At 65.7% G+C, this 18,896-nt stretch carries 16 protein-coding genes; 4 read left to right on the top strand and 12 right to left on the bottom strand.

All coding sequences use genetic code 11. From position 1 onward, the window contains the following. Positions 1 to 564: 564 nt before the first annotated feature. On the top strand, positions 565 to 3,597 hold the full coding sequence (locus D8676_RS13235; protein WP_121581355.1) for an Rne/Rng family ribonuclease: 3,033 nt from the start codon (positions 565 to 567) through the stop codon (positions 3,595 to 3,597). Positions 3,598 to 3,659: 62 nt separating this feature from the next. Here the strand turns inward: D8676_RS13235 and D8676_RS13230 are convergent, their stop codons facing one another. The 3 genes from D8676_RS13230 to recO form a co-directional block, all read right to left on the bottom strand. Next, positions 3,660 to 4,136 carry a cytochrome C gene (locus D8676_RS13230; RefSeq protein WP_121581354.1) on the bottom strand — a complete coding sequence of 159 codons (477 nt, stop codon included), beginning with the start codon at positions 4,134 to 4,136 and terminating at the stop codon, positions 3,660 to 3,662. Positions 4,137 to 4,274: 138 nt separating this feature from the next. Further along, positions 4,275 to 7,007: a DUF2339 domain-containing protein gene (locus tag D8676_RS13225; protein ID WP_121581353.1), complete on the bottom strand. Its 2,733-nt coding sequence runs from the start codon at positions 7,005 to 7,007 to the stop codon at positions 4,275 to 4,277. A 90-nt stretch (positions 7,008 to 7,097) separates the two neighbouring features. Further along, entirely contained in the window at positions 7,098 to 7,856 is a 759-nt protein-coding gene (gene recO, locus D8676_RS13220; RefSeq protein WP_121581352.1) for a DNA repair protein RecO, read from the bottom strand. Between the two features lie 83 nt (positions 7,857 to 7,939). On the opposite strand from recO, the gene D8676_RS13215 reads away from it, so the two are divergent. Continuing rightward, the gene (locus D8676_RS13215; protein ID WP_121581351.1) at positions 7,940 to 8,830 is read left to right on the top strand and encodes a helix-turn-helix domain-containing GNAT family N-acetyltransferase; all 891 of its coding nucleotides are present in this window, start codon (positions 7,940 to 7,942) and stop codon (positions 8,828 to 8,830) included. A 15-nt stretch (positions 8,831 to 8,845) separates the two neighbouring features. On the opposite strand, the gene D8676_RS13210 is transcribed toward D8676_RS13215, so the two are convergent. From D8676_RS13210 to rpoZ, 8 genes are all read right to left on the bottom strand, one after another. Beyond that, on the bottom strand, positions 8,846 to 10,207 hold the full coding sequence (locus D8676_RS13210; RefSeq protein ID WP_121581350.1) for a GGDEF domain-containing protein: 1,362 nt from the start codon (positions 10,205 to 10,207) through the stop codon (positions 8,846 to 8,848). 99 nt (positions 10,208 to 10,306) lie between these two features. After that, entirely contained in the window at positions 10,307 to 11,245 is a 939-nt protein-coding gene (gene era, locus D8676_RS13205; RefSeq protein WP_121581622.1) for a GTPase Era, read from the bottom strand. Further along, entirely contained in the window at positions 11,245 to 11,961 is a 717-nt protein-coding gene (gene rnc, locus D8676_RS13200) for a ribonuclease III (RefSeq protein ID WP_121581349.1), read from the bottom strand. The genes era and rnc overlap by 1 nt, the downstream gene beginning before the upstream one ends. Positions 11,962 to 11,973: 12 nt before the next feature. Next, positions 11,974 to 12,723, bottom strand: a complete 750-nt coding sequence (lepB, locus tag D8676_RS13195; protein WP_121581348.1) for a signal peptidase I — start codon at positions 12,721 to 12,723, stop codon at positions 11,974 to 11,976. 87 nt (positions 12,724 to 12,810) lie between these two features. Further along, entirely contained in the window at positions 12,811 to 13,212 is a 402-nt protein-coding gene (gene acpS / locus D8676_RS13190; protein WP_121581347.1) for a holo-ACP synthase, read from the bottom strand. A 10-nt stretch (positions 13,213 to 13,222) separates the two neighbouring features. Continuing rightward, positions 13,223 to 13,801: an orotate phosphoribosyltransferase gene (gene pyrE, locus D8676_RS13185; RefSeq protein ID WP_121581346.1), complete on the bottom strand. Its 579-nt coding sequence runs from the start codon at positions 13,799 to 13,801 to the stop codon at positions 13,223 to 13,225. A gap of 12 nt (positions 13,802 to 13,813) precedes the next feature. Beyond that, positions 13,814 to 16,063, bottom strand: coding sequence for a bifunctional (p)ppGpp synthetase/guanosine-3',5'-bis(diphosphate) 3'-pyrophosphohydrolase (locus D8676_RS13180; protein ID WP_121581345.1), 2,250 nt, complete (start codon positions 16,061 to 16,063; stop codon positions 13,814 to 13,816). A 115-nt stretch (positions 16,064 to 16,178) separates the two neighbouring features. Next, positions 16,179 to 16,577: a DNA-directed RNA polymerase subunit omega gene (gene rpoZ / locus D8676_RS13175; RefSeq protein WP_121581344.1), complete on the bottom strand. Its 399-nt coding sequence runs from the start codon at positions 16,575 to 16,577 to the stop codon at positions 16,179 to 16,181. 297 nt (positions 16,578 to 16,874) lie between these two features. On the opposite strand from rpoZ, the gene D8676_RS13170 reads away from it, so the two are divergent. Next, entirely contained in the window at positions 16,875 to 17,459 is a 585-nt protein-coding gene (locus tag D8676_RS13170) for an NYN domain-containing protein (RefSeq protein ID WP_121581343.1), read from the top strand. A 9-nt stretch (positions 17,460 to 17,468) separates the two neighbouring features. Continuing rightward, entirely contained in the window at positions 17,469 to 18,116 is a 648-nt protein-coding gene (locus D8676_RS13165) for a uracil-DNA glycosylase (protein WP_121581342.1), read from the top strand. On the opposite strand, the gene D8676_RS13160 is transcribed toward D8676_RS13165, so the two are convergent. Then, positions 18,113 to 18,826, bottom strand: coding sequence for a GH25 family lysozyme (locus D8676_RS13160; protein WP_121581620.1), 714 nt, complete (start codon positions 18,824 to 18,826; stop codon positions 18,113 to 18,115). The genes D8676_RS13165 and D8676_RS13160 overlap by 4 nt on opposite strands. Positions 18,827 to 18,896 lie beyond the last annotated feature (70 nt).

The raw sequence follows: 18,896 nt of genomic DNA, 5'->3' as shown, positions 1-18,896 counted from the left end.
CGAGTGGTATTCAGATAAGGTTAACCAAGCCTTTCACGTTGTTGCCGCAGCGGAAGGGTATTTGCCGGCGGCACAAATTTGGGTTGCCTAAAACTGCGCCAAATCATAAAAGCGGTGCTGGATCACCGCAATGCCCGGACCCCTCCGCCGCCACTCCCAAAGGCTACTCAAGGCGGCGTAAGCGGCTCCAATCGCAAGTCGCGATGGTGGCATAGATGGTCCCTGTGGATTTCGTCAGGGCGCTCCCGTGGCGCGGAGCCCCTGCCGCAAGCAATACGGCCGGATGACCAAGGATCCGCGCCGGCTCTTCGCGAGCAAACAAGCTGGTCCGGCAACTCCGGGCTTAGGTTCAAAAAGGTTCCGCAAGGCGAGGAATGGCAAGCGCAATGATGGAAAGGTCCGCGACACACCGCGCCGGTTCGGCTGCGGGCGGCACCGCCATCGCCCTTCGCCAGGCCAATGGCCAGCCTCTGGCGGACGCAATTTCCGGCATCCCATCAAGCGCGCGGCGGCGGAGTCTCTCTCCGACGGCGGGGCCTGCGGCTGCCGGAGGGAAAAAATATAATGCCCAACAAGATGCTCATAGACGCCTCCCACCCGGAGGAAACGCGGGTTGTCGTCGTTCGCGGTAACCGCATTGAAGAATTCGATTTCGAATCACAGGACAAGAAGCAGCTCAAAGGAAACATCTATCTGGCGCGGGTAACCCGCGTAGAACCGTCGCTCCAGGCTGCCTTCGTCGAATATGGCGGGAACCGTCACGGCTTCCTCGCCTTCAGTGAAATCCATCCCGACTACTACCAGATCCCCGTTGCCGACCGGCAAGCGCTGCTGCGCGCCGAAGCGGAAGAGGCCGAGGACGAGGACGAGGACGGCGAGGAGCGCGGACGCGGCAATCGCCGTCGCCGGCGTGGCGGCAGAAGCCGCGACCGCGGCGACGACGCCGTGAAGGCCGCCGAAGGCACGGAAGCCGCCGAGTCGTTCTCCGGCCCGACCGAGGACCAGCCCGCCGAGACCACCGAGGCCGCCGCCGAAGCGACCGAGTCTGTCACGGAAGCGGCGGAAGCCGGTTCCGACGAGGCCGCTACGGACGATGCGGGCGCGGAGCAGATGACCGCTGTCGCGGCCGATGAAAGCCCGGCCGCGGAGACGCACGACGCCGAAGCTTCCGCGGAAGCGAAGCCCGGCGAAGAGCCTGAAGAAAAGCCCGCCGGAGATGCCGCCGACGCCGGCGAGGAAGACGAGCCCAAGAGCGGCCCGACCTCCATCGCCGCGGAAGTCGAGCTCGACGTCGTCACCGAGAAGCTTCCGGAGGCGCCGGAACACGAAACCGACGGCAATGGCGCGATCGAGGAAGTCCACTCCGCCCATCACGACGACGACCACCACGAGGTCGAATCGATCGGCGCCGAGGACGCGCTGGAGGAAGTGCGCAACCGCCGCAAGCCGCCGCGCCGCCACTACAAAATCCAGGAAGTCATCAAGCGCCGCCAGATCCTGCTCGTGCAGGTCGTCAAGGAAGAGCGCGGCAACAAGGGTGCGGCGCTCACCACCTACCTCTCGCTCGCCGGCCGCTATTCGGTGCTGATGCCCAACACGGCGCGCGGCGGCGGCATCTCGCGCAAGATCACCAACGCGCAGGACCGCAAGCGGCTCAAGGAAGTCGTCGCCGACCTCGAAGTGCCGCAGGGCATGGGCGTCATCCTGCGCACCGCCGGCGAAAGCCGCACGAAGGCGGAGATCAAGCGCGACTACGAATATCTGATGCGGCTGTGGGAGAATGTCCGCAGCCTGACGCTGCAGTCCACCGCCCCTGCCCTCGTCTACGAGGAAGGCTCGCTGATCAAGCGCTCGGTGCGCGACCTCTACAACAAGGACATCGACGAGATCCTCGTCTCCGGCGACGAAGGCTACCGTGAAGCCAAAGACTTCATGCGCATGCTGATGCCGTCCCACGCCAAGGTGGTCCAGCCCTATCGCGAGACGACGCCGATCTTCGCCCGTTCCGGCGTCGAGGCGCAGCTCGACCGCATGCTGCAGCCGCAGGTGACGCTGAAGTCCGGCGGCTACATCATCATCAACCAGACCGAGGCGCTGGTCTCGATCGACGTCAACTCGGGACGCTCCACCAAGGAGCATTCGATCGAGGAGACGGCGCTCCACACCAACCTCGAAGCCGCCGAGGAAGTCGCCCGGCAGCTTCGCCTGCGCGACCTTGCCGGCCTGATCGTCATCGACTTCATCGACATGGAGGAGAACCGCAACAACCGTGCGGTCGAGAAGCGCCTCAAGGACCATCTGAAGAACGACCGCGCCCGCATCCAGCTCGGCCGCATCTCGCATTTCGGCCTGATGGAGATGAGCCGCCAGCGCATCCGCGCCAGCGTGCTGGAATCCACGATGAAGCCGTGCCCGCATTGCGGCGGCACCGGCCATGTGCGTTCCGACTCCTCGGTGGCTTTGCTCGTGGTCCGCGCGATCGAGGAATTCCTGCTCAAGGATTCGCGCAACCACATCATCGTCAAGACGCCCTCCTCCACGGCTCTCTACGTGCTCAACCACAAGCGCAGCACGCTCACCGAGCTCGAGGCGCGCTTCGGATTGACTATCACCATCGAGGTCGACGAGACGGTCGGCGCGCAGCACTATTCGATCCTGCGCGGCGCCGTGGCCGAGAAGCCGGCCGGCTTCCAGGAGCTGCAGTTCCTGGCGCCTCCGCCGGTGGAAGAGGACGAGGACGACGTCGTCATCGATGCCGAGGACGAGGAAAGCCCGGCCGAGCAGCGTCCGCAGCAGCAGCGTTCGGAAGGCGGCGAGGACGGCCATCGCGACCGCAAGCGGCGTCGCCGCCGCAGGCGGCGGGGCGGGCGCGATCGCGACCACGACCACAATGGCGCTCCGCACGAAGACGCTCCGGAAACCCAGTCGGAAACGTCGCCCGAAGCTGAATTCGCAGCAAGCGAAAGCGATCTCGAGATCGAAGCCGATGCAGACGCGGATGCGGCTGGCGAGGCCGTGACCGAAACCGCCGAGGCATCGGACGACGGCCAGGCGAAGAAGCGCCGGCGCGGCAAACGCGGCGGCAAGCGCAACCGTCGCGACGATGCCGAAGGTTCGGAAGGCGCCGAGGAGGTTTTGGCGGAAGCCGGCGACCAGCCTGACGCCGGGGAGCCTGCGGCGTTGGCGGAGGAGCCTGTTGCCCCGGCCGAGGTGATGGCCGAAGAGATCGTCGAGGCCAGCACCGTCGAAGAAGCCGTGACGCCTGAGGTTGAAGCAGTTCCCGAGCCGCCGAAGAAGCCTCGCCGCGCTTCGAGGGCAAAGAAGACAGTCGCGGCAGCCGAGCCGGTGTCGCCGCCTGCCGACGAGCCGGTTGCGGCAGCCGAACCGGAAGTGGCTGTCCTGCCTGAGCCGGTTCAAGCCGAGCCGGCTGCATCGTCGGAAGACAAGCCTGCTGAAGAGAGCGCACCCCGCCGCAGGTCGGCGAGCGCCGCGCCTGCCACGGCCGTCGTATCCTCGACGCCGGCGGAAGGTCAGGGCGAGCCTGCGCCCGACCAGCCGAAGCGCAGCGGCTGGTGGCAGCGCAAGAGCTTCTTCTAAGCTCTTTCAGTATCTGTCTTTGAAATCTTGAGGCCGGGGAAACCCGGCCTCATTGCTTAGGCTCACTGCGATTGCGCCGGCATCTGCGGCTCGAACGCGATGTAGGGCGTGATCGGCTCGACGCCAGGCCCGACATAGGCGGGAGCCGGCATGCCCGGTTCGCCCAGCGATTTCACGTAGCGGTAGAACGAGCGCAGCTCGCCGTCGGTCATGCCGTGCACGCCGAACCATGGCATCGGCGGCCGAGTCTTGAACGTGTGCCCGTAGCCGACGAACTCGTCCTCGCCCATCTTCGCCAGGGTCAGGCGCAGGTTCGACGGATATGTCGTGCCCCACGGACCCCGAAACCCGATCGCGCTCCCGCGCAGGGCGTTTTCCGGATCGATCCGTCCACCGCTCACCGCATAGCCGTCGGTGTGGCAGTCATGGCAGCCGCCGACGATCGATATGCGCAGCCCCTCCTCTACCGACACGCCGTCCGCGGCGGCGTTGGAAACGGCAAGGCCGATCAGGCTGGCGGCGACTGCAAGACGATGCATGGAAATCTCTCCTCAGAACAGGTCCGCAGAAGCTCCCGGAGTCGGGTAACGGCGCGATGACGCGCTGCGACCGCGCTGTAACCGCCGGGTCTCCGGCGCGATGCCTGCCTCTCGCAGCATAGCCGCGAGATAAGTCTGTCAGGCCGCCTGCGCCCGATCCTGCCTGGCGGCCCGCGTCAGAAGCTTCTGGTAGAAGAGGCCGATGCCGATCAGCACCGCGCCGAGCCCGATGAAGGAGAGCGCGCGCAGCACGCCTTCGAGCTCCGACATGTCGAAGATGAAGACCTTCGCCACCGCCACCGCGATCAGCACGGCCGAAGCGATGCGCAGCATCTGCGAGCGCTGCCAGACGCCGGCGACCAGCAGTGCCACGCCCATGGCAAGCCACAAGGCCGAATAGGCGTAGGTCTCGAGCTGGCTCATGCCCGTCCACCAGGCGATGTGCTCGCCCTGGAAAAGCCGCCGTACCGAGAGCGTCGCATAGACGAAAACCAGCGCGGCCATGACGAGCCCCAGCATCGCCGAATACCATCTCGGCCGCTTGCCGCGCGCATAGAGCGCCAGCGCTCCTGCCGCAATCGCCGGCAGCAGATAGGCGAGGAACAAGAGGTTGAAGACGGGGATGCCGCCGGTCGACTCGTCGGTGAAGAGCGGGTTGAGCAGCACGAAATGCTGCGCCACGACGAAGGCCACCGACACGACGCCGGCGGCAAGCGAGCCGATGCGCAGCACCGAACTCGGCGAGCGCATGTCGAGCGCCACCAGGATCGCGCCCGCCCCAAGCGCGATCAGCGTGTAGATCGCCTGTTCGGCGAGCGTCGGCGTGTTCGTGTTGATGACGCCGCCATTCATGGCGTGGCGCACCAGCATCGCCAGCGTCAGCAGCGCAAGCAGCGCCGCCGCTGCCTCCATGACGAGGCGCGGCCGTCCCGCCGTGGTGCGCGCGAGCTGCCAGGCGGCGAAGCCGAAGGCGAGCGCCGGCACGCCATAGCCGGGCAGCAGGGCGTTGAAGACCGGCGTCCTGCCAAGGGCGAAGGCGCCGACGATGGTCGGGTCGAAGGCGATACGGCCGAGCACCACCAGCACGGTGCCGACCGACAGCCAGCCGAGCACCGGATAGAGGCGCCAGCGCGTCGCCAGCGCCGGCACGACGGCAAGCGCGCCGGCGAGCATCGTCGTCCACAGAGGGCCGAAAGCCATGTGCAGCGCCAGCATGGCAGCAACGCCAGCGCCGAGCAGCGCGAAGGAGACGGCTAGCCCGCCCCTCAACGCCGGCTCTTCGCGGCGGGCGAGCACTTCGCCGCCGACGGCGAAGATCGCGATCAGCACGAGTGCGGCGACCGCATAGCCGAGGTCGCGGTCGAGGTTGCCGAAGGCGACCCACAGCGACGCGAGCACCACCAGCGGCGTCAGCGCGCCCCAGCCGGCCCAGGCCGCCGCGCGCGCCGGCGAAGCGCCGATGCTGCGCCCCGCGCTCCAGAAACCATCGACCAGGAAGAGGATCGCCAGCACGATGCCCGCCGGCCGCAGCACGGAGACGAAGGGCGAGGCAGCAAAACCGTCGACCGAGACTTCGCCGCCCGAGACGCGAAACACGAAAGATCCGGTCAGCGCCGCCTGCGCGAAGACGAGCACCGTGGCGATGCCCGCCGCATGGAGCAGCGGCAGCGCCGCAGGCCTGTAGAAGGCAACGAGCAGCATGGCGAAGATCAGCACCGCGCCATAGGAAACGCCCCCCATCGCCTGATATTGGGGAACGGCGAGCAGCAAGGCCGCCGTCACCGCCAGGAAGAAGGCCGGCGCGATTGTCGGCCAGTCGAGCGCTTCGCCCTCCCCGCTCCTGAGCCAGACCAGCGCCAGCGACCCGAGGGTCACCAGGCTGATGAACATCAGCACCGTGAAATCCGGGAGCGGCGCCTCGCTCAGATAGAGCAGCGTCCACAGCCCCGTGCCGACGAAGCCTGCCGCGGCGAGGAATGTCCAGCCCCGCAGGCGGGCGATCCCGGTGTTGGCGACCAGCACCACCGCGAGGTAGCCGAACAGCGCCCAGGCGTTCGGCGATTGCGACGAGACGAGCGCTGGCGTCGCCATCGAGCCGAGGAGGCCGAGGCCGGCCAGCGCCTGTCCATGCACGAGCGCGGCGGCGATCGTGCCGACGCCGATCACGCCGAGCAGCAGGAAGGCGAATGCCGGGCCGATGAAGCCGTAGATGCCATGCGCGGCGTAGATCGTGCCGAACAGGGTGAACGCGCCGGCAGCCGTCAGGATGCCGGGCACATAAGCGCCGGCCGCGCCCTCGACCGGCACCTTGAAGCCGGTGCGGCGGATGAATTCGCCGCCGCCGACCAGAACCAATCCCAGCAGGAAGGCCATGGTGAGCCGGACGCCGGGGCCGAAGATGCCGGCCTCGATCGAATAGCGGATGAGGAAGAGGCCGCCGAGCGCCAGCGCCAGGCCGCCGACCCACACCGCCCAGCGCGTGCCGAGCGCCGTCTCGATGTCGGGCCTGTTCGGAGCCGCCGCCGGCACGGCCGATTCTGCAGGCGAAGGTTGCGCTGCGGCTTCCTTCGCTTCTTCAGCGGAGACGGAGGCAGCCGCCGACCAGGGGCCGACCTCCGGTACAGTTTCGGTTGGCTCAGCTTCGGCAGTCGGCTCCACTGTAGCCACAGGCTCGGCAGCCTCATCGGGGGCGGCCTGCCCGCCGAGCTCGACCACCGCCTTGCTTGCCTCTCCGGCCGCCTGCGGATTGGCAAGGACAAAACTCCTGAGCGCGCCGATCTCGCGTTCCAGAAGGTTGATGCGGCCGTTCTGCCGCGCCACGACGATGATCAGAGCGACGATGGCGATGGTGCCGATCAGGCTTTCGATCATGGGTGCTCCCAAGTGGCAGGCAGAGGTCGGCTGCGTTCGTGGTGGATCTTTGTCACTGCGCGGCGAAGCCCGCGACGGCAAGCGGGCGGATCATGCAGCGCTTTCCCCGCTACCTGCCGATAATCCCGCCTGATGGCGCCGCAGCGCGCCGAGGAAGGCGGCGCGCGCCTCCGGCTCGGCGAAGCCGCGCGGCTCGTACACGTGGCGCGAGAAGAAGAAGCCGGTCAGCCGGAAGGCATCCTCCATGGCGCGGTTGTCGGCGCGCAGTCCCGCCTCCAGCAGGAAGGCCGGCAGCGTCAGCATCCTGTCGCGCCACGGCTCGCCGGCTCCGCGCGATACGGCCCGACCGGATTTCGGAGAGACGTAAGCAAGATCGGCGCGCGCGCCGGTGGCGGCGCATTCGGAAAGATCGAGGCCGAAGCCGAGTTCGTCGAGCATCATGATCTCGAAGCGCACGAGCAGTTCGCCAGCCGCGGCGGGATCGTCGAGATGCTCGATGACCAGCCCGAGCGTCTCGTAGAGCCGCTCATGCGGGTCGCGCTCCGGCAGGAGCCTCAGATGGCCGGCGAGCGTCTGCAGCCCGTAGATGGCGGCGGCGCTGTCGAAGAGGCGCGCCGCATTGAGGTCGAGCGCCTCGACCTGGAAGGTGCCGAGATGCTCGTCGAGCCGGGCGCGCCAGATGATGTCGACCCGGTTGCCGGCCTGCAGCACCGGCTGTTGCTTGCGCGAGCGTCCGCCACGCACGAGGCCGAGATGGCGGCCATGCGCGCGCGTCATCACCTCGAGGATGGCGCTGGTTTCGCCATGCCTGCGGGTGCCGAGAATGATTCCCTCGTCGCGCCATTCCATGCCTTGAGCCTTCCACCGCTTCGGCGGCGAAATCAAGGATGCTCCTCTTGGCAGGAGCACAATATCTGACTAAAGTCAGATAAATGGAAAAGGCCTTCATCGAGCAGGTGCGCAGCTTCAACCGGGCGGTGACGCTCGGCACCGGCGCGCTCAACGACAGCTATCTCGGGCGCGGCCGGCCGCTCGGCCAGGCCAGGCTGCTGTTCGAGATCGGGCATGACGGCAGCGACATAGGCTCGTTGCGCGAGCGGCTCGGGCTGGATTCGGGCTATGCCAGCCGGCTGCTGAAATCGCTCGAAGCCGACGGGCTGGTGGCGATCGAGAGCGACAGCGAAGATCGCCGGCGCAGGCTGGTGACGCTTACCGCCAAGGGCGTGTCGGAGCGCGCCGCCTATGACGCCCTTTCGGACGATCTGGCGCGGTCCCTGCTCGACGGTCTGAGCACAGGGCAGCGCGGCCGGCTGGTCGCGGCGATGGCCGAGGTCGAGCGGCTGATGAATGCTGCCTCGATCGCCATCGCCGCCGAACCGGAGGACAGCCGCGACGCAAGGTTATGCGTGGCGGCCTACTACAAGGAGCTCGACGAACGGTTTGAGGGCGGCTTCGATCCGGGCAATGGGGGCTATGCGGGCAAGCCGGCGGAGGCTGCCGGCGTCTTCCTGATCGCCCGCCTGCACGGCCGCGCCGTCGGCTGCGGGGCGCTGAAGCCGCTCGATGCCTCGACCGCCGAGATCAAGCGCATGTGGGTCGCGCCCGACACGCGCGGGCTGGGTGTCGCGCGCCGCCTGCTCGCAGCGCTCGAAGACGAGGCGCGGCGAATGGGCATGGAGCGCATCATCCTCGACACCAACCGGTCGCTGCTGGAAGCGCAGGCGATGTATCGCAAGGCCGGCTACCGCGACACCGGTCGCTACAACGACAATCCCTATGCGGATTTCTTCTTCGAGAAGGAACTCGGCGCGCTCGCGGGCTGAGGTCCGTACGGCCGACTAGGCCGCCGCCACCCTGTTCCGGCCCTCGGCCTTGGCGCGGTAAAGGGCATGATCGGCCGCATCGATCAGCACGGCATAGTCGGGATGCCCCTGGAAGGACGCAATTCCGACCGACGCCGTGGCATTCATTTCGCGTCCGTCAGGCAGCCGGAACGTACGCTCCATGAACAATGTCCGGATGCGTTCGGCGGCTTCGAACGCCTCCGGGCCGTCGGTCTCCACCAAGGCGATCAGAAACTCCTCTCCCCCGTAGCGGAAGACAAAATCGCTCAGGCGAACGTTTTCGAGAATGAGTTCGGCGATCTGTCGCAGCACGAGATCGCCGACCGAATGCCCCCATCGGTCGTTGATCTGTTTGAAATGGTCGACGTCGACCATCAGCAGCGACAACGGTGTCCCGTTGCTGCGCGCAAGCGTCACCTCGCGGCTCAGGATAGACGGCAAGAACCGACGGTTCAGCGTACGGGTCAGCGGATCGCGGCCCGCTTCCAGCGCAGTCGTGGCCTGGAAAAGTTCGGAAAGGAAAAACTTTATCTCGTCGATCGTCGCCTGCAGGCGCGACAGCGGTTCGTTGAGCTTGGCTCCCTTCTCGATCCGACCTTCCGCGATCTTCGGCAACAGCACGCCGTCGATCTGGCGCATGGCCGCCTCTATGCTGGCCAGCGCAGGCAGCCCCTGAAACAACACGCCGGCGCGGTGGCGCAGCCAGAGCCCGAAGGGTGAAGCCTGGATGGCCGGCAGCGGCGCCGTGTCGCCGCTTCCGAAAAGATCGAACAGGATCAACTGGCTCCACTCAAGGAGCGCGGCGCGCTGCGTCTCGCGCTCGAGGCTGATGTCCTGGCCGAGCGAAAACAGACGATAGGCCTCGTCGACCTGCACGCTGTCCTTCGTCCCGGACACGTAGGCGGCGCTCATCAGGCGCATCGCAAGGTCGACCCTCTGGTCGAGATGTATCAATGCGCGCGCCACCTGACGGCCGCTGAGCGCCATTTCCCCAAGCCGCCAGCCGATATTGCTTTTCAGCACGGTGGCGCCCTCCAGCACGAGATGGATGGGTATCTTGATGCGTGCATGGACGAGGCCGATCTGCACCTGCCTGTCGGCGAATGCCTGCTCGTCCTGTTCCACGAGCAGATCGAGAATCCAGGCGCGAAGGGAATTGCTCAACCGATCCTGCACGATGGTCTGGCTGAGAAACTCAGACGCCTCGTCATGGGCGAGCAGGGTCTCGTAGAATGCGGCAACCAGCGCATCGGCGCTCTGCGCGATGATCTCGGAAAGAATCCCGCGGGTCTCGGCTGCCTCTCGCTCTTCGCCCCAGCCTTCTTCACGACCGCTGATCTGCCGGCGTTCACTCATTTTCGCACTGTCCCTGGAGCCGAAAGGCTGCGGGTCACCCTCCCCGCGCCTGTATTGTCTGGTGCTCGAGCCGCCGGGCCCCTTCGGAAGCCCAACTTGCTATCGAGGGAAATCCAGCCCCATCTCGCGATAGCGCTCGGGGTCATCGCCCCAGTTCTCACGCACCTTCACGAACAGGAAGAGATGCACCTTCTGTTCGAGGATGTCGCCGATCTCCTTGCGCGCCGCCTGGCCGATGGCGCGGATCGTCTCGCCCTTGTGGCCGAGCACGATCTTCTTCTGGCTGTCGCGCTCGACATAGATGACCTGCTCGATGCGTACCGAGCCGTCCTTCTTCTCTTCCCATTTCTCCGTCTCGACATGGGAGGAGTAAGGCAGTTCCTGATGCAGGCGCAGATAAAGCTTCTCGCGGGTGATCTCGGCGGCGAGCTGGCGCATCGGCAGGTCGGAGATCTGGTCCTCCGGATAATACCAGGGACCCTCGGGCAGCGTCTCTGCAAGGTAGTCGAGCAGGTCCTTGCAGCCCGAGCCGGTCAGCGCCGAAACCATGAAGGTGCGCTGGAACTCCGCCCGCTCGTTAGCTTCCTTGGTGAGCGTCAGCAGCGTCTCCGGCTTCACCCGGTCGACCTTGTTGAGGATCAGCACCTTCGGCTGCGGCGCGGTCGCCACCTTGTCGAGCAGCGCGTCCGCATCGCCCTTGATGCCGCGCTCCGCGTCGATCAGCACAAGCACGATGTCGGCGTCCTTGGCGCCGCCCCAGGCGGTCGTCACCATGGCCGTGTCCAGCCTGCGCCGCGGCTTGAAGATGCCCGGCGTGTCGACGAAGACGATCTGGGCGTTCTCATGCGTGGCGATGCCGCGCACGATGGCGCGCGTCGTCTGCACCTTGTGGGTGACGATCGACACCTTGGCGCCGACGAGCTGGTTGACCAGCGTCGACTTGCCGGCGTTGGGCGCGCCGATCAGCGCGACAAATCCGGAGTGGGTGGGACCGGCCTGGGTGGAGCCGGTGTCGGTCTTTGAAGCTTCGTCAGCCATCATGCGGCGCCCCTTTCGGCCGTCCATACGCCCTCTCGCACGAGAAAGGCCGCGGCCGCGGCTTCTTCGGCGGCGCGCCGCGAGCTGCCCGTTCCCTGCGCCGGTTCGAACCCGGCCACCCGCACCGAGACCGTGAAGACGGGCTGGTGGTCGGGGCCTTCACGCCCCTCGATGGCATAGGCAGGCCGCGCCTCGCTCGACTTGGCGATCCACTCCTGCAGCTCGCCCTTGGGATTGGCAGGCTTCTCTATCGCGAGGCGCGCCAGCGGCTCCCAGAAGCGCAGCACGAAGGCGCGGGCGGCATCGATCCCGCCGTCCACATAGATCGCGGCGACAAGCGCCTCAACCGCGTCGGCGAGGTAGTTTCCGCCGGCCCTGCGCCCGCCAGACTTCAGCGCGGAATCGGCGCGCATATATTTGTCCAGTTCAATCTCGAGACCGATATTCGAGCAGGTGCGTGCTTCGACCAGCGCGTTGAAGCGCGGCGCGATGTCGCCTTCCCGCGCTTCCGGAAACTGCTTCAGCAACATGTCGGCGACGATCAGGCCGAGCACCCGGTCGCCGAGGAATTCAAGGCGCTCATTGTTGCTGGTTGCCTTGACCGCGCTGGAATGCGTGAGCGCGGTTTCGAGCAGGCGCAGATCCTTGAAGGCGTATCCGGTCCTTGCCGCGATCTCCCTGGCCAGCGCTTCTCCTGTCGGCCGCTTCAAGGGCATGGAAGCATGCCCCTAGCTCACCCAGTTGAACAGCCGCGACGGACGCATCAGCGACGGCCACTTCCAGACCTCCAGCGGGCTCGCCCCACCGGCGATCGAGAAGAAGATGATGTTGGCGCGGCCGACGAGATTCTCCTCCGGCACGAAGCCGACGGTGAAGCGGCTGTCGGTCGAATTGTCGCGGTTGTCGCCCATCATGAAATAATGGCCGGCCGGCACCACGAATTCGCGCGTGTTGTCGCCCAGCCCGTTCGGGGTCAGGTCGAGCGTGTCGTAGGAGACGCCGTTGGGCAGCGTCTCGCGGTAGACCGCCACCGGGCGGTCGACCTCGGTGATGTCGGGATTGTCGATCTCGCCGACCTTCACGCGCGGCACCGCCTGGTCGTTGATGTAGAGCACGCCTTCCCGCATCTGGATGCGGTCGCCGGGCAGGCCGATCACCCGCTTGATGTAGTCGAGCGACGGGTTGGGCGGAAACTTGAAGACGGCGACGTCCCCGCGCTCGGGCGGGGAATCCCAAATGCGGCCGGAGAAGAGGTTCGGGCCGAACGGCAGCGAATAGCGCGAATAGCCGTATGCCCATTTCGTCACGAAGAGATAATCGCCTTCGAGCAGGGTCGGACGCATCGAGCCCGACGGAATCGAAAACGGCTGGAAGAACAACGTGCGGATGACCAGAGCAAGCAGCAGCGCCTGGACGATGACACTGACGGTCTCGCCGAGCCCGCCCGATTTTTTCTCGCTTTTGTCTGCCACGCTCATGTCGTCCTCGATTATGCGTCGATGGGTATAAGGGGTGAAGCGATATGGGGCAATCACAATGCCGATAGCGGCAAAGGCCTTTGCAGCCTATCGGTACGGCACCGCTTCGATGATGACGAATGCCTGCGCCATCGGGAACTCGTCGGTGATGGTGAGATGGATCACGGCGCGGTGATCGGGCGGCGTCAGCCGTTCCAGCTTTTCGGCGGCGCCGCCAGTCAGGTGCATGGTCGGCCTGCCGCTCGGCAGGTTGACCACGCCCATGTCACGCCAGAACACGCCTTCCGAAATGCCGCTGCCCAGCGCCTTGGAGCAGGCTTCCTTGGCGGCGAAACGCTTGGCGTAGGAGGCCACGCGGCCTGCCCGGTTCTCCGCCCTCGCCTTCTCGACCTCCGTGAAGATGCGCGCGACGAAACGCTCGCCGTGCCGCTCCAGCGATTTCTCGATGCGGCGGATGTCGATCAGATCGCTGCCGATGCCGAGGATCATGAAACCGCCGCTAGATGTTCCGGCTGCCCGGCTTCACCGCCGGGATCTTCGCCAGTTCCGGCGGCAGCCGGTCCGCCGGATAGGCCGGCACCTCATATTCGGCGAGCGCGACCAGCGGCACGCCGACATCGGTCTTGCCGGCCGAACGGTCGATGATGCAGGCAGCCGCCAGCACTTCCGCGCCGAGTTCGCGCAGGCAGTCTATCGTCTCGCGTATCGAAAGCCCGGTCGTGACGATGTCCTCGACGATGACGACGCGGGCGCCTTTCTCGATCTCGAAGCGCCTGAGCTTGAACACGCCGCCCTCGCGCTCGACCCAGACCGCCGGCACGCCGAGATGGCGCGACGTCTCATAGGCGGGGATCAGGCCGCCGACCGCCGGCCCGACGACATAGTCGATGCGGCCAGGCACCTCGGTGCGGATTTTCGCCGCCAGCGCCTTGCAGAGACGCTCGGTCTTGTCGGCATGCATGAAGACGCGCGCCTTCTGCAGGAAGACGGGGCTGCGCAGCCCCGACGTCAGGATGAAGTGCCCTTCCAGCACCGCTCCCGCCTCGCGGAAAACGCCGATCACTTCATTGGTATCCATTAGCCGCCCTGTTCAGCCGTTCACGCGCCGTGCATCGCTGACGCTCGAGTTTTCCTTGAGCTGCGTCAGCAGCCGGTTCAGATGCTTCAGATCCCAGACTTCGAGGTCGATCAGCATTTCGGTGAAGTCCGGCGCGGTGCGGATCATCGACAGCGTATGGATGTTCGCGTCGTTGACCGCGATGACCTGGGCGATATCTGCCAACGATCCGGGCGCATTGATGGCGGTGACGGAAACCCGTGCCGGAAATCTCTCCTTGTTGGTCTCGTCTATGTCCCAGCGCACGTCGATCCAGCGCTCCGGCTGGTCGTCGAAGGCCTGCAGCGACGGCGACTGGATCGGATAGATGGTGATGCCGGAGCCCGGCTGGACGATGCCGACGATACGGTCGCCGGGCACCGCGCCCTCCTCGGCGAAGCGCACCGGCAGGTCGCCGCTGACGCCCCGGATCGGCACTGCGCCGCCGTCCTTCGTCTCCTGCCCCGCCTTGTCCTTGTTGCGGCGCGCGCGCGTCGGCAGTTGGAAAAGCATGCCAGCGGCGTTGCGCAGGTTGAACCAGCCTTCCTCGCGCTGCGGCTTGGGCTGCTGCGGCTGGGTGACGCGCTCGTCCTTGAAATCGGGAAACACGGCGCGCAGCACGTCGTTCGACGCCAGTTCGCCGCGGCCGACCGCGGCCAGCACGTCCTCGACGTCCTTGCGCGCCAGCCGGTGCAGGACCGACTTGAGGCCGTCCTTGCTGAAGGTCTTGCCTGCCCGCTCGAAGGCGCGCTCCAGGATGCGGACGCCGAGCCCCGAAAACTGCTTGCGGATGGCGTTCTTGGTGGCGCGGCGGATGGCCGCGCGCGCCTTGCCGGTGACCACCATCGATTCCCAGGCGGCCGGCGGCACCTGCGCCTTGGAGCGGATGATCTCGACCTCGTCGCCGTTCTTGAGCTCCGTCATCAGTGGCATGATGCGGCCGTTGATCTTGGCGCCGACGCAGGAATCGCCGACGTCGGTGTGGACGGCATAGGCGAAGTCGATCGGGATCGCGCCGCGCGGCAGGGCGATCAGCATGCCCTTCGGCGTGAAGCAGAACACCTGGTCCTGGAACAGCTCCAGCCGCGTGTTCTCGAGGAAGTCCTCGGGATTGTCGCCTTCCGCCAGCTGCTCGATCGTATGCCGCAGCCAGGCATAGGCGTTGGTCTCGTTGGAGATCACATGCCCGCCGCCGCCGTTCGGCTTGCCGATCTTGTCCTTATAGAGGGCATGGGCGGCGACGCCGTACTCCGCGACGTTGTTCATCTCCCAGGTGCGGATCTGCAGCTCGATGCGCTGGCGCGACGGGCCGACGATGGTCGTGTGGATGGAGCGGTAGTCGTTCTGCTTGGGGGTCGAGATATAGTCCTTGAAGCGCCCCGGAACCATCGACCAGGTCGTATGGATGGCGCCGAGCGCGCGGTAGCAGTCGTCGACGGTGTCGACCATGACGCGGAAGCCGAAGATGTCGGAGAGCTGCTCGAAGGAGAGCGCCTTCGCCTCCATCTTGCGGAAGACCGACCACGGCTTCTTCTGGCGGCTCGTCACCTCGGCCTTGATGCCGTGCTTCTCGAACATCGCGCCGAGCGAGCGCTCGATCTCGCCGACCACGCCCTTGTTGCGCGCGAAGACGCCGGCGAGCCTTTCGGTCACCGTATGGTAGGCCTCGGGATTGATATAGCGGAAGCCGAGTTCCTCGAGCTCCTCGCGCATGCCCTGCATGCCCATGCGCCCGGCCAGCGGCGCGTAGATTTCCATCGTCTCCTCGGCGATGCGCAGGCGCTTGTTCTCCGGCACATGGTCGAGGGTGCGCATGTTGTGCAGGCGGTCGGCGAGCTTCACCAGCAGCACGCGCACATCCTCGGAGATGGCGAGCAGCAGCTTGCGCAGGTTCTCCGCCTGCTCCGCCTTCTTCGACACGAGGTCGAGCTTCTTCAGCTTGGTCAGGCCTTCGACCAGCTTGCCGATGTCGGGGCCGAACAGCTCGTCGATCTCGGCGCGCGTCGCCGTCGTGTCCTCGATCGTGTCGTGCAGCAGCGCCACCGCGATGGTCGACTCGTCGAGATGCATGTCGGTGAGGATGGCGGCGACTTCCAGCGGATGCGAGAAATACGGGTCTCCGGAGGCGCGCTTCTGGTGGCCATGCTTCTGCATGGCGTAGACATACGCCCGGTTGAGCATGGCCTCGTTCACGTCAGGCTTGTAGCGCTGGACGCGCTCGACAAGCTCATACTGACGCATCATGGGCGAAGTTCCGTAGGCTGGACCAGAAATAGATCATGCGCCGCAAAGGTTTACGGCGCATGTCATAGATAGCTACGAAACTGCCGCCACGAAAGTGGCGGCAGTACTCCAAGCCTCAGAAATCGTCGCTCTTTTCCGGCGGCACGAGCCCTTCGATGCCGGCGAGCAGCTCTTCCTCGCTCATGCGGTCGAAAGCGATGTTCTCTTCCGGCTCGTCGGCGTCTGCCGAGACGGTGGCGCCGGACTGATCGGTCAGTTCCTGGCCGTCGCTTTCCGGCTCGTCCACCTCGACATGCTTCTGCAGCGAATGGATGAGGTCTTCCTTCAGGTCGTCGGGCGACAGCGTCTCGTCGGCAATCTCGCGCAGCGCCACGACCGGGTTCTTGTCGTTGTCGCGCGGGATGGTGATCTGCGCGCCCTGGCTGATCTGCCGGGCGCGGTGGCCGGCCAGAAGCACCAGCTCGAAGCGGTTGTCGACCTTGTCAATGCAGTCTTCAACGGTTACGCGGGCCATTCATGTGCCCCTTTCATAGTCCTGGATGTATCGGAAAACAGGCGCGGTCCATAACGCGAACGGCCAAGGATTACAAGCAGGAAGCGCAGTCCCGCGTCGGCCACCGGGTCCCGGCCGGCCATCGGATTCAACTACACGGCGGATCACTTTTTCTTGTGAAGCGGCCAAATTGCTTGGAAATGGCGGATTTACGCCGATAGTTTGGGAACCAGATATCCGGATTCGAATTTTCCCGGATACCGGACGCATATCAAGAACGTTTTTGGTCTACTGCATATTTCAAGAAGGGTCTCGGGCATGTTTGATCCCCGCGAGAAGATCGCGCTCTTCATCGACGGCGCGAACCTCTATGCTACGTCACGCGCACTCGGCTTCGACATCGACTACCGCAAGCTACTGTCGAGTTTCCAGAAACGCGGCTATCTGGTGCGGGCTTATTATTACACGGCGCTCGTGGAAGATCAGGAGTATTCGTCGATCCGGCCGCTGATCGACTGGCTCGACTACAACGGCTTCAAGGTCGTCACCAAGCCGGCCAAGGAATTCACCGACTCGACGGGCCGACGGAAGATCAAGGGCAACATGGATATCGAGCTGACGGTCGACGCGCTCGAACTCGCCGAATATGTCGACCACTACGTCATCTTCTCGGGCGACGGCGACTTCCGCACGCTGGTCGAGGCGCTGCAGCGCCGGGGCCGCAAGGTCAGCATCGTCTCCACCATGGCCTCGCAGCCGCCGATGATCTCCGACGACCTGCGCCGCCAGGCCGACAATTTCATCGACCTGATGTCGCTGAAGGGCGAGCTCGGCCGCGAACCGAGCGAGCGGCCGGCGCGCCGGCCCGAGCCCGTCGTCGACGTCGACCACGACGACATCTGATCGCCTGACATGATTTTAGCCGAGCCGCCGCGCGACTGCGCTCTCTGCCCGCGCCTCAAGGACTTTCGCGACCTCTGGCGCGAGCGGGAACCAGGCTGGTTCAACGCGCCGGTGCCCGCCTTTATGCCGCCCGACGGCCCCGAGGGCGTGCGGCTGCTGATCGTCGGACTGGCGCCCGGCCTGCGCGGCGCCAACCGGACCGGCCGGCCTTTCACCGGCGACTACGCCGGCGACCTGCTCTACTCGACGCTCATCCGTTTCGGCCTGGCGCGCGGCCAGTTCCTGGCGCGTCCGGACGACGGGCTGGAACTGGTCGGGACGGCGATCATCAACGCCGTGCGATGCGTGCCGCCGGAGAACAAGCCGACGCCGGCCGAGATCACCACCTGCCGCCAGTTCCTGACCCCGGCGCTCATCGGGCTGCCCAATCTGCGCGCCGTGCTGGCGCTCGGCGCCATCGCCCACCAGTCGACCGTCAGGGCGTTCGGCCAGCGCGTGGCGGCCATGCCGTTCAAGCACGGCGCACGCTACGATGCCGAAACCGTTGCGTTGTTCTCCAGCTACCACTGCTCGCGCTACAATACCAATACGGGCGTGCTGACGGAGGAGATGTTCGTCCGCGTTTTCAGTGAGATAGCGGATTTCCTGCAGAACTAGAATCCGACAGCCTGCTGCGTCAGCTCGGCCAGCCGGGACTGCCCGCCCTGGAGCACATTGAGATCGACGTCGCCCTCTATGCCGTCGACCCGTCCCTTGTTGTCATACTGCCAGTACACCCAGTCCTCGTGTCCCGGATGACGGGATAGCGACCGCACCCAGCGCAGCCGGTCAGGCACGGTCGCGCCATAGAGATCTTCGGCTTCGCCGATCAGGTAGAAGATCGCCTGTTTGCCGAAGTAAGCCTCCACCGGCTCCAGGAACGCGGTGAGTTCCGCGCCCAGTTCCTCGGGCGTCGGTCGTCGCGGACAATTGCCGTGGAACTCGATGTCCACGACAGGCGGAAGCCAGGACCGATCGCGCGGCACCGTCGCGATGAAATTCTGCGCCTGTTCGATCGCCGGCCGACAGAAGGTGAAGAAATGATAGGCGCCGACCGCGAGGCCAACTTCCTTCGCCCCTGCGATGTTCCGGAGGAACGACTTGTCGACCCAGTCACCGCCCTCGGTCGCCTTGACTACGGCGAAGGAAACGTCATCGGCCGCGACGCGCCGCCAGTCGATCACGCCCTGATGGTTGGAAACGTCGATGCCGCGAATGGGGTAAACGGCCCGGTCCGGCGAAAAGCTCATGAAATATCTGTAGCCGACGGCGAGAGCGGCACAACCGAGGACAACAAGGACCAGCAGGCCGAACAGATAGCGTCGCATGGTGCGTTTGTCGGTGCCTATCACGACGGAATTTAGCCTGCCGCCTGGGCGTAACGATTTTACGGCACGC

This window comes from Mesorhizobium sp. YM1C-6-2 (genome assembly GCF_003666685.1).
Lineage (GTDB): Bacteria > Pseudomonadota > Alphaproteobacteria > Rhizobiales > Rhizobiaceae > Mesorhizobium_K.
Note: the sequence above shows the minus strand (reverse complement) of the source record. Positions and strands in the feature narration are given on the sequence as shown.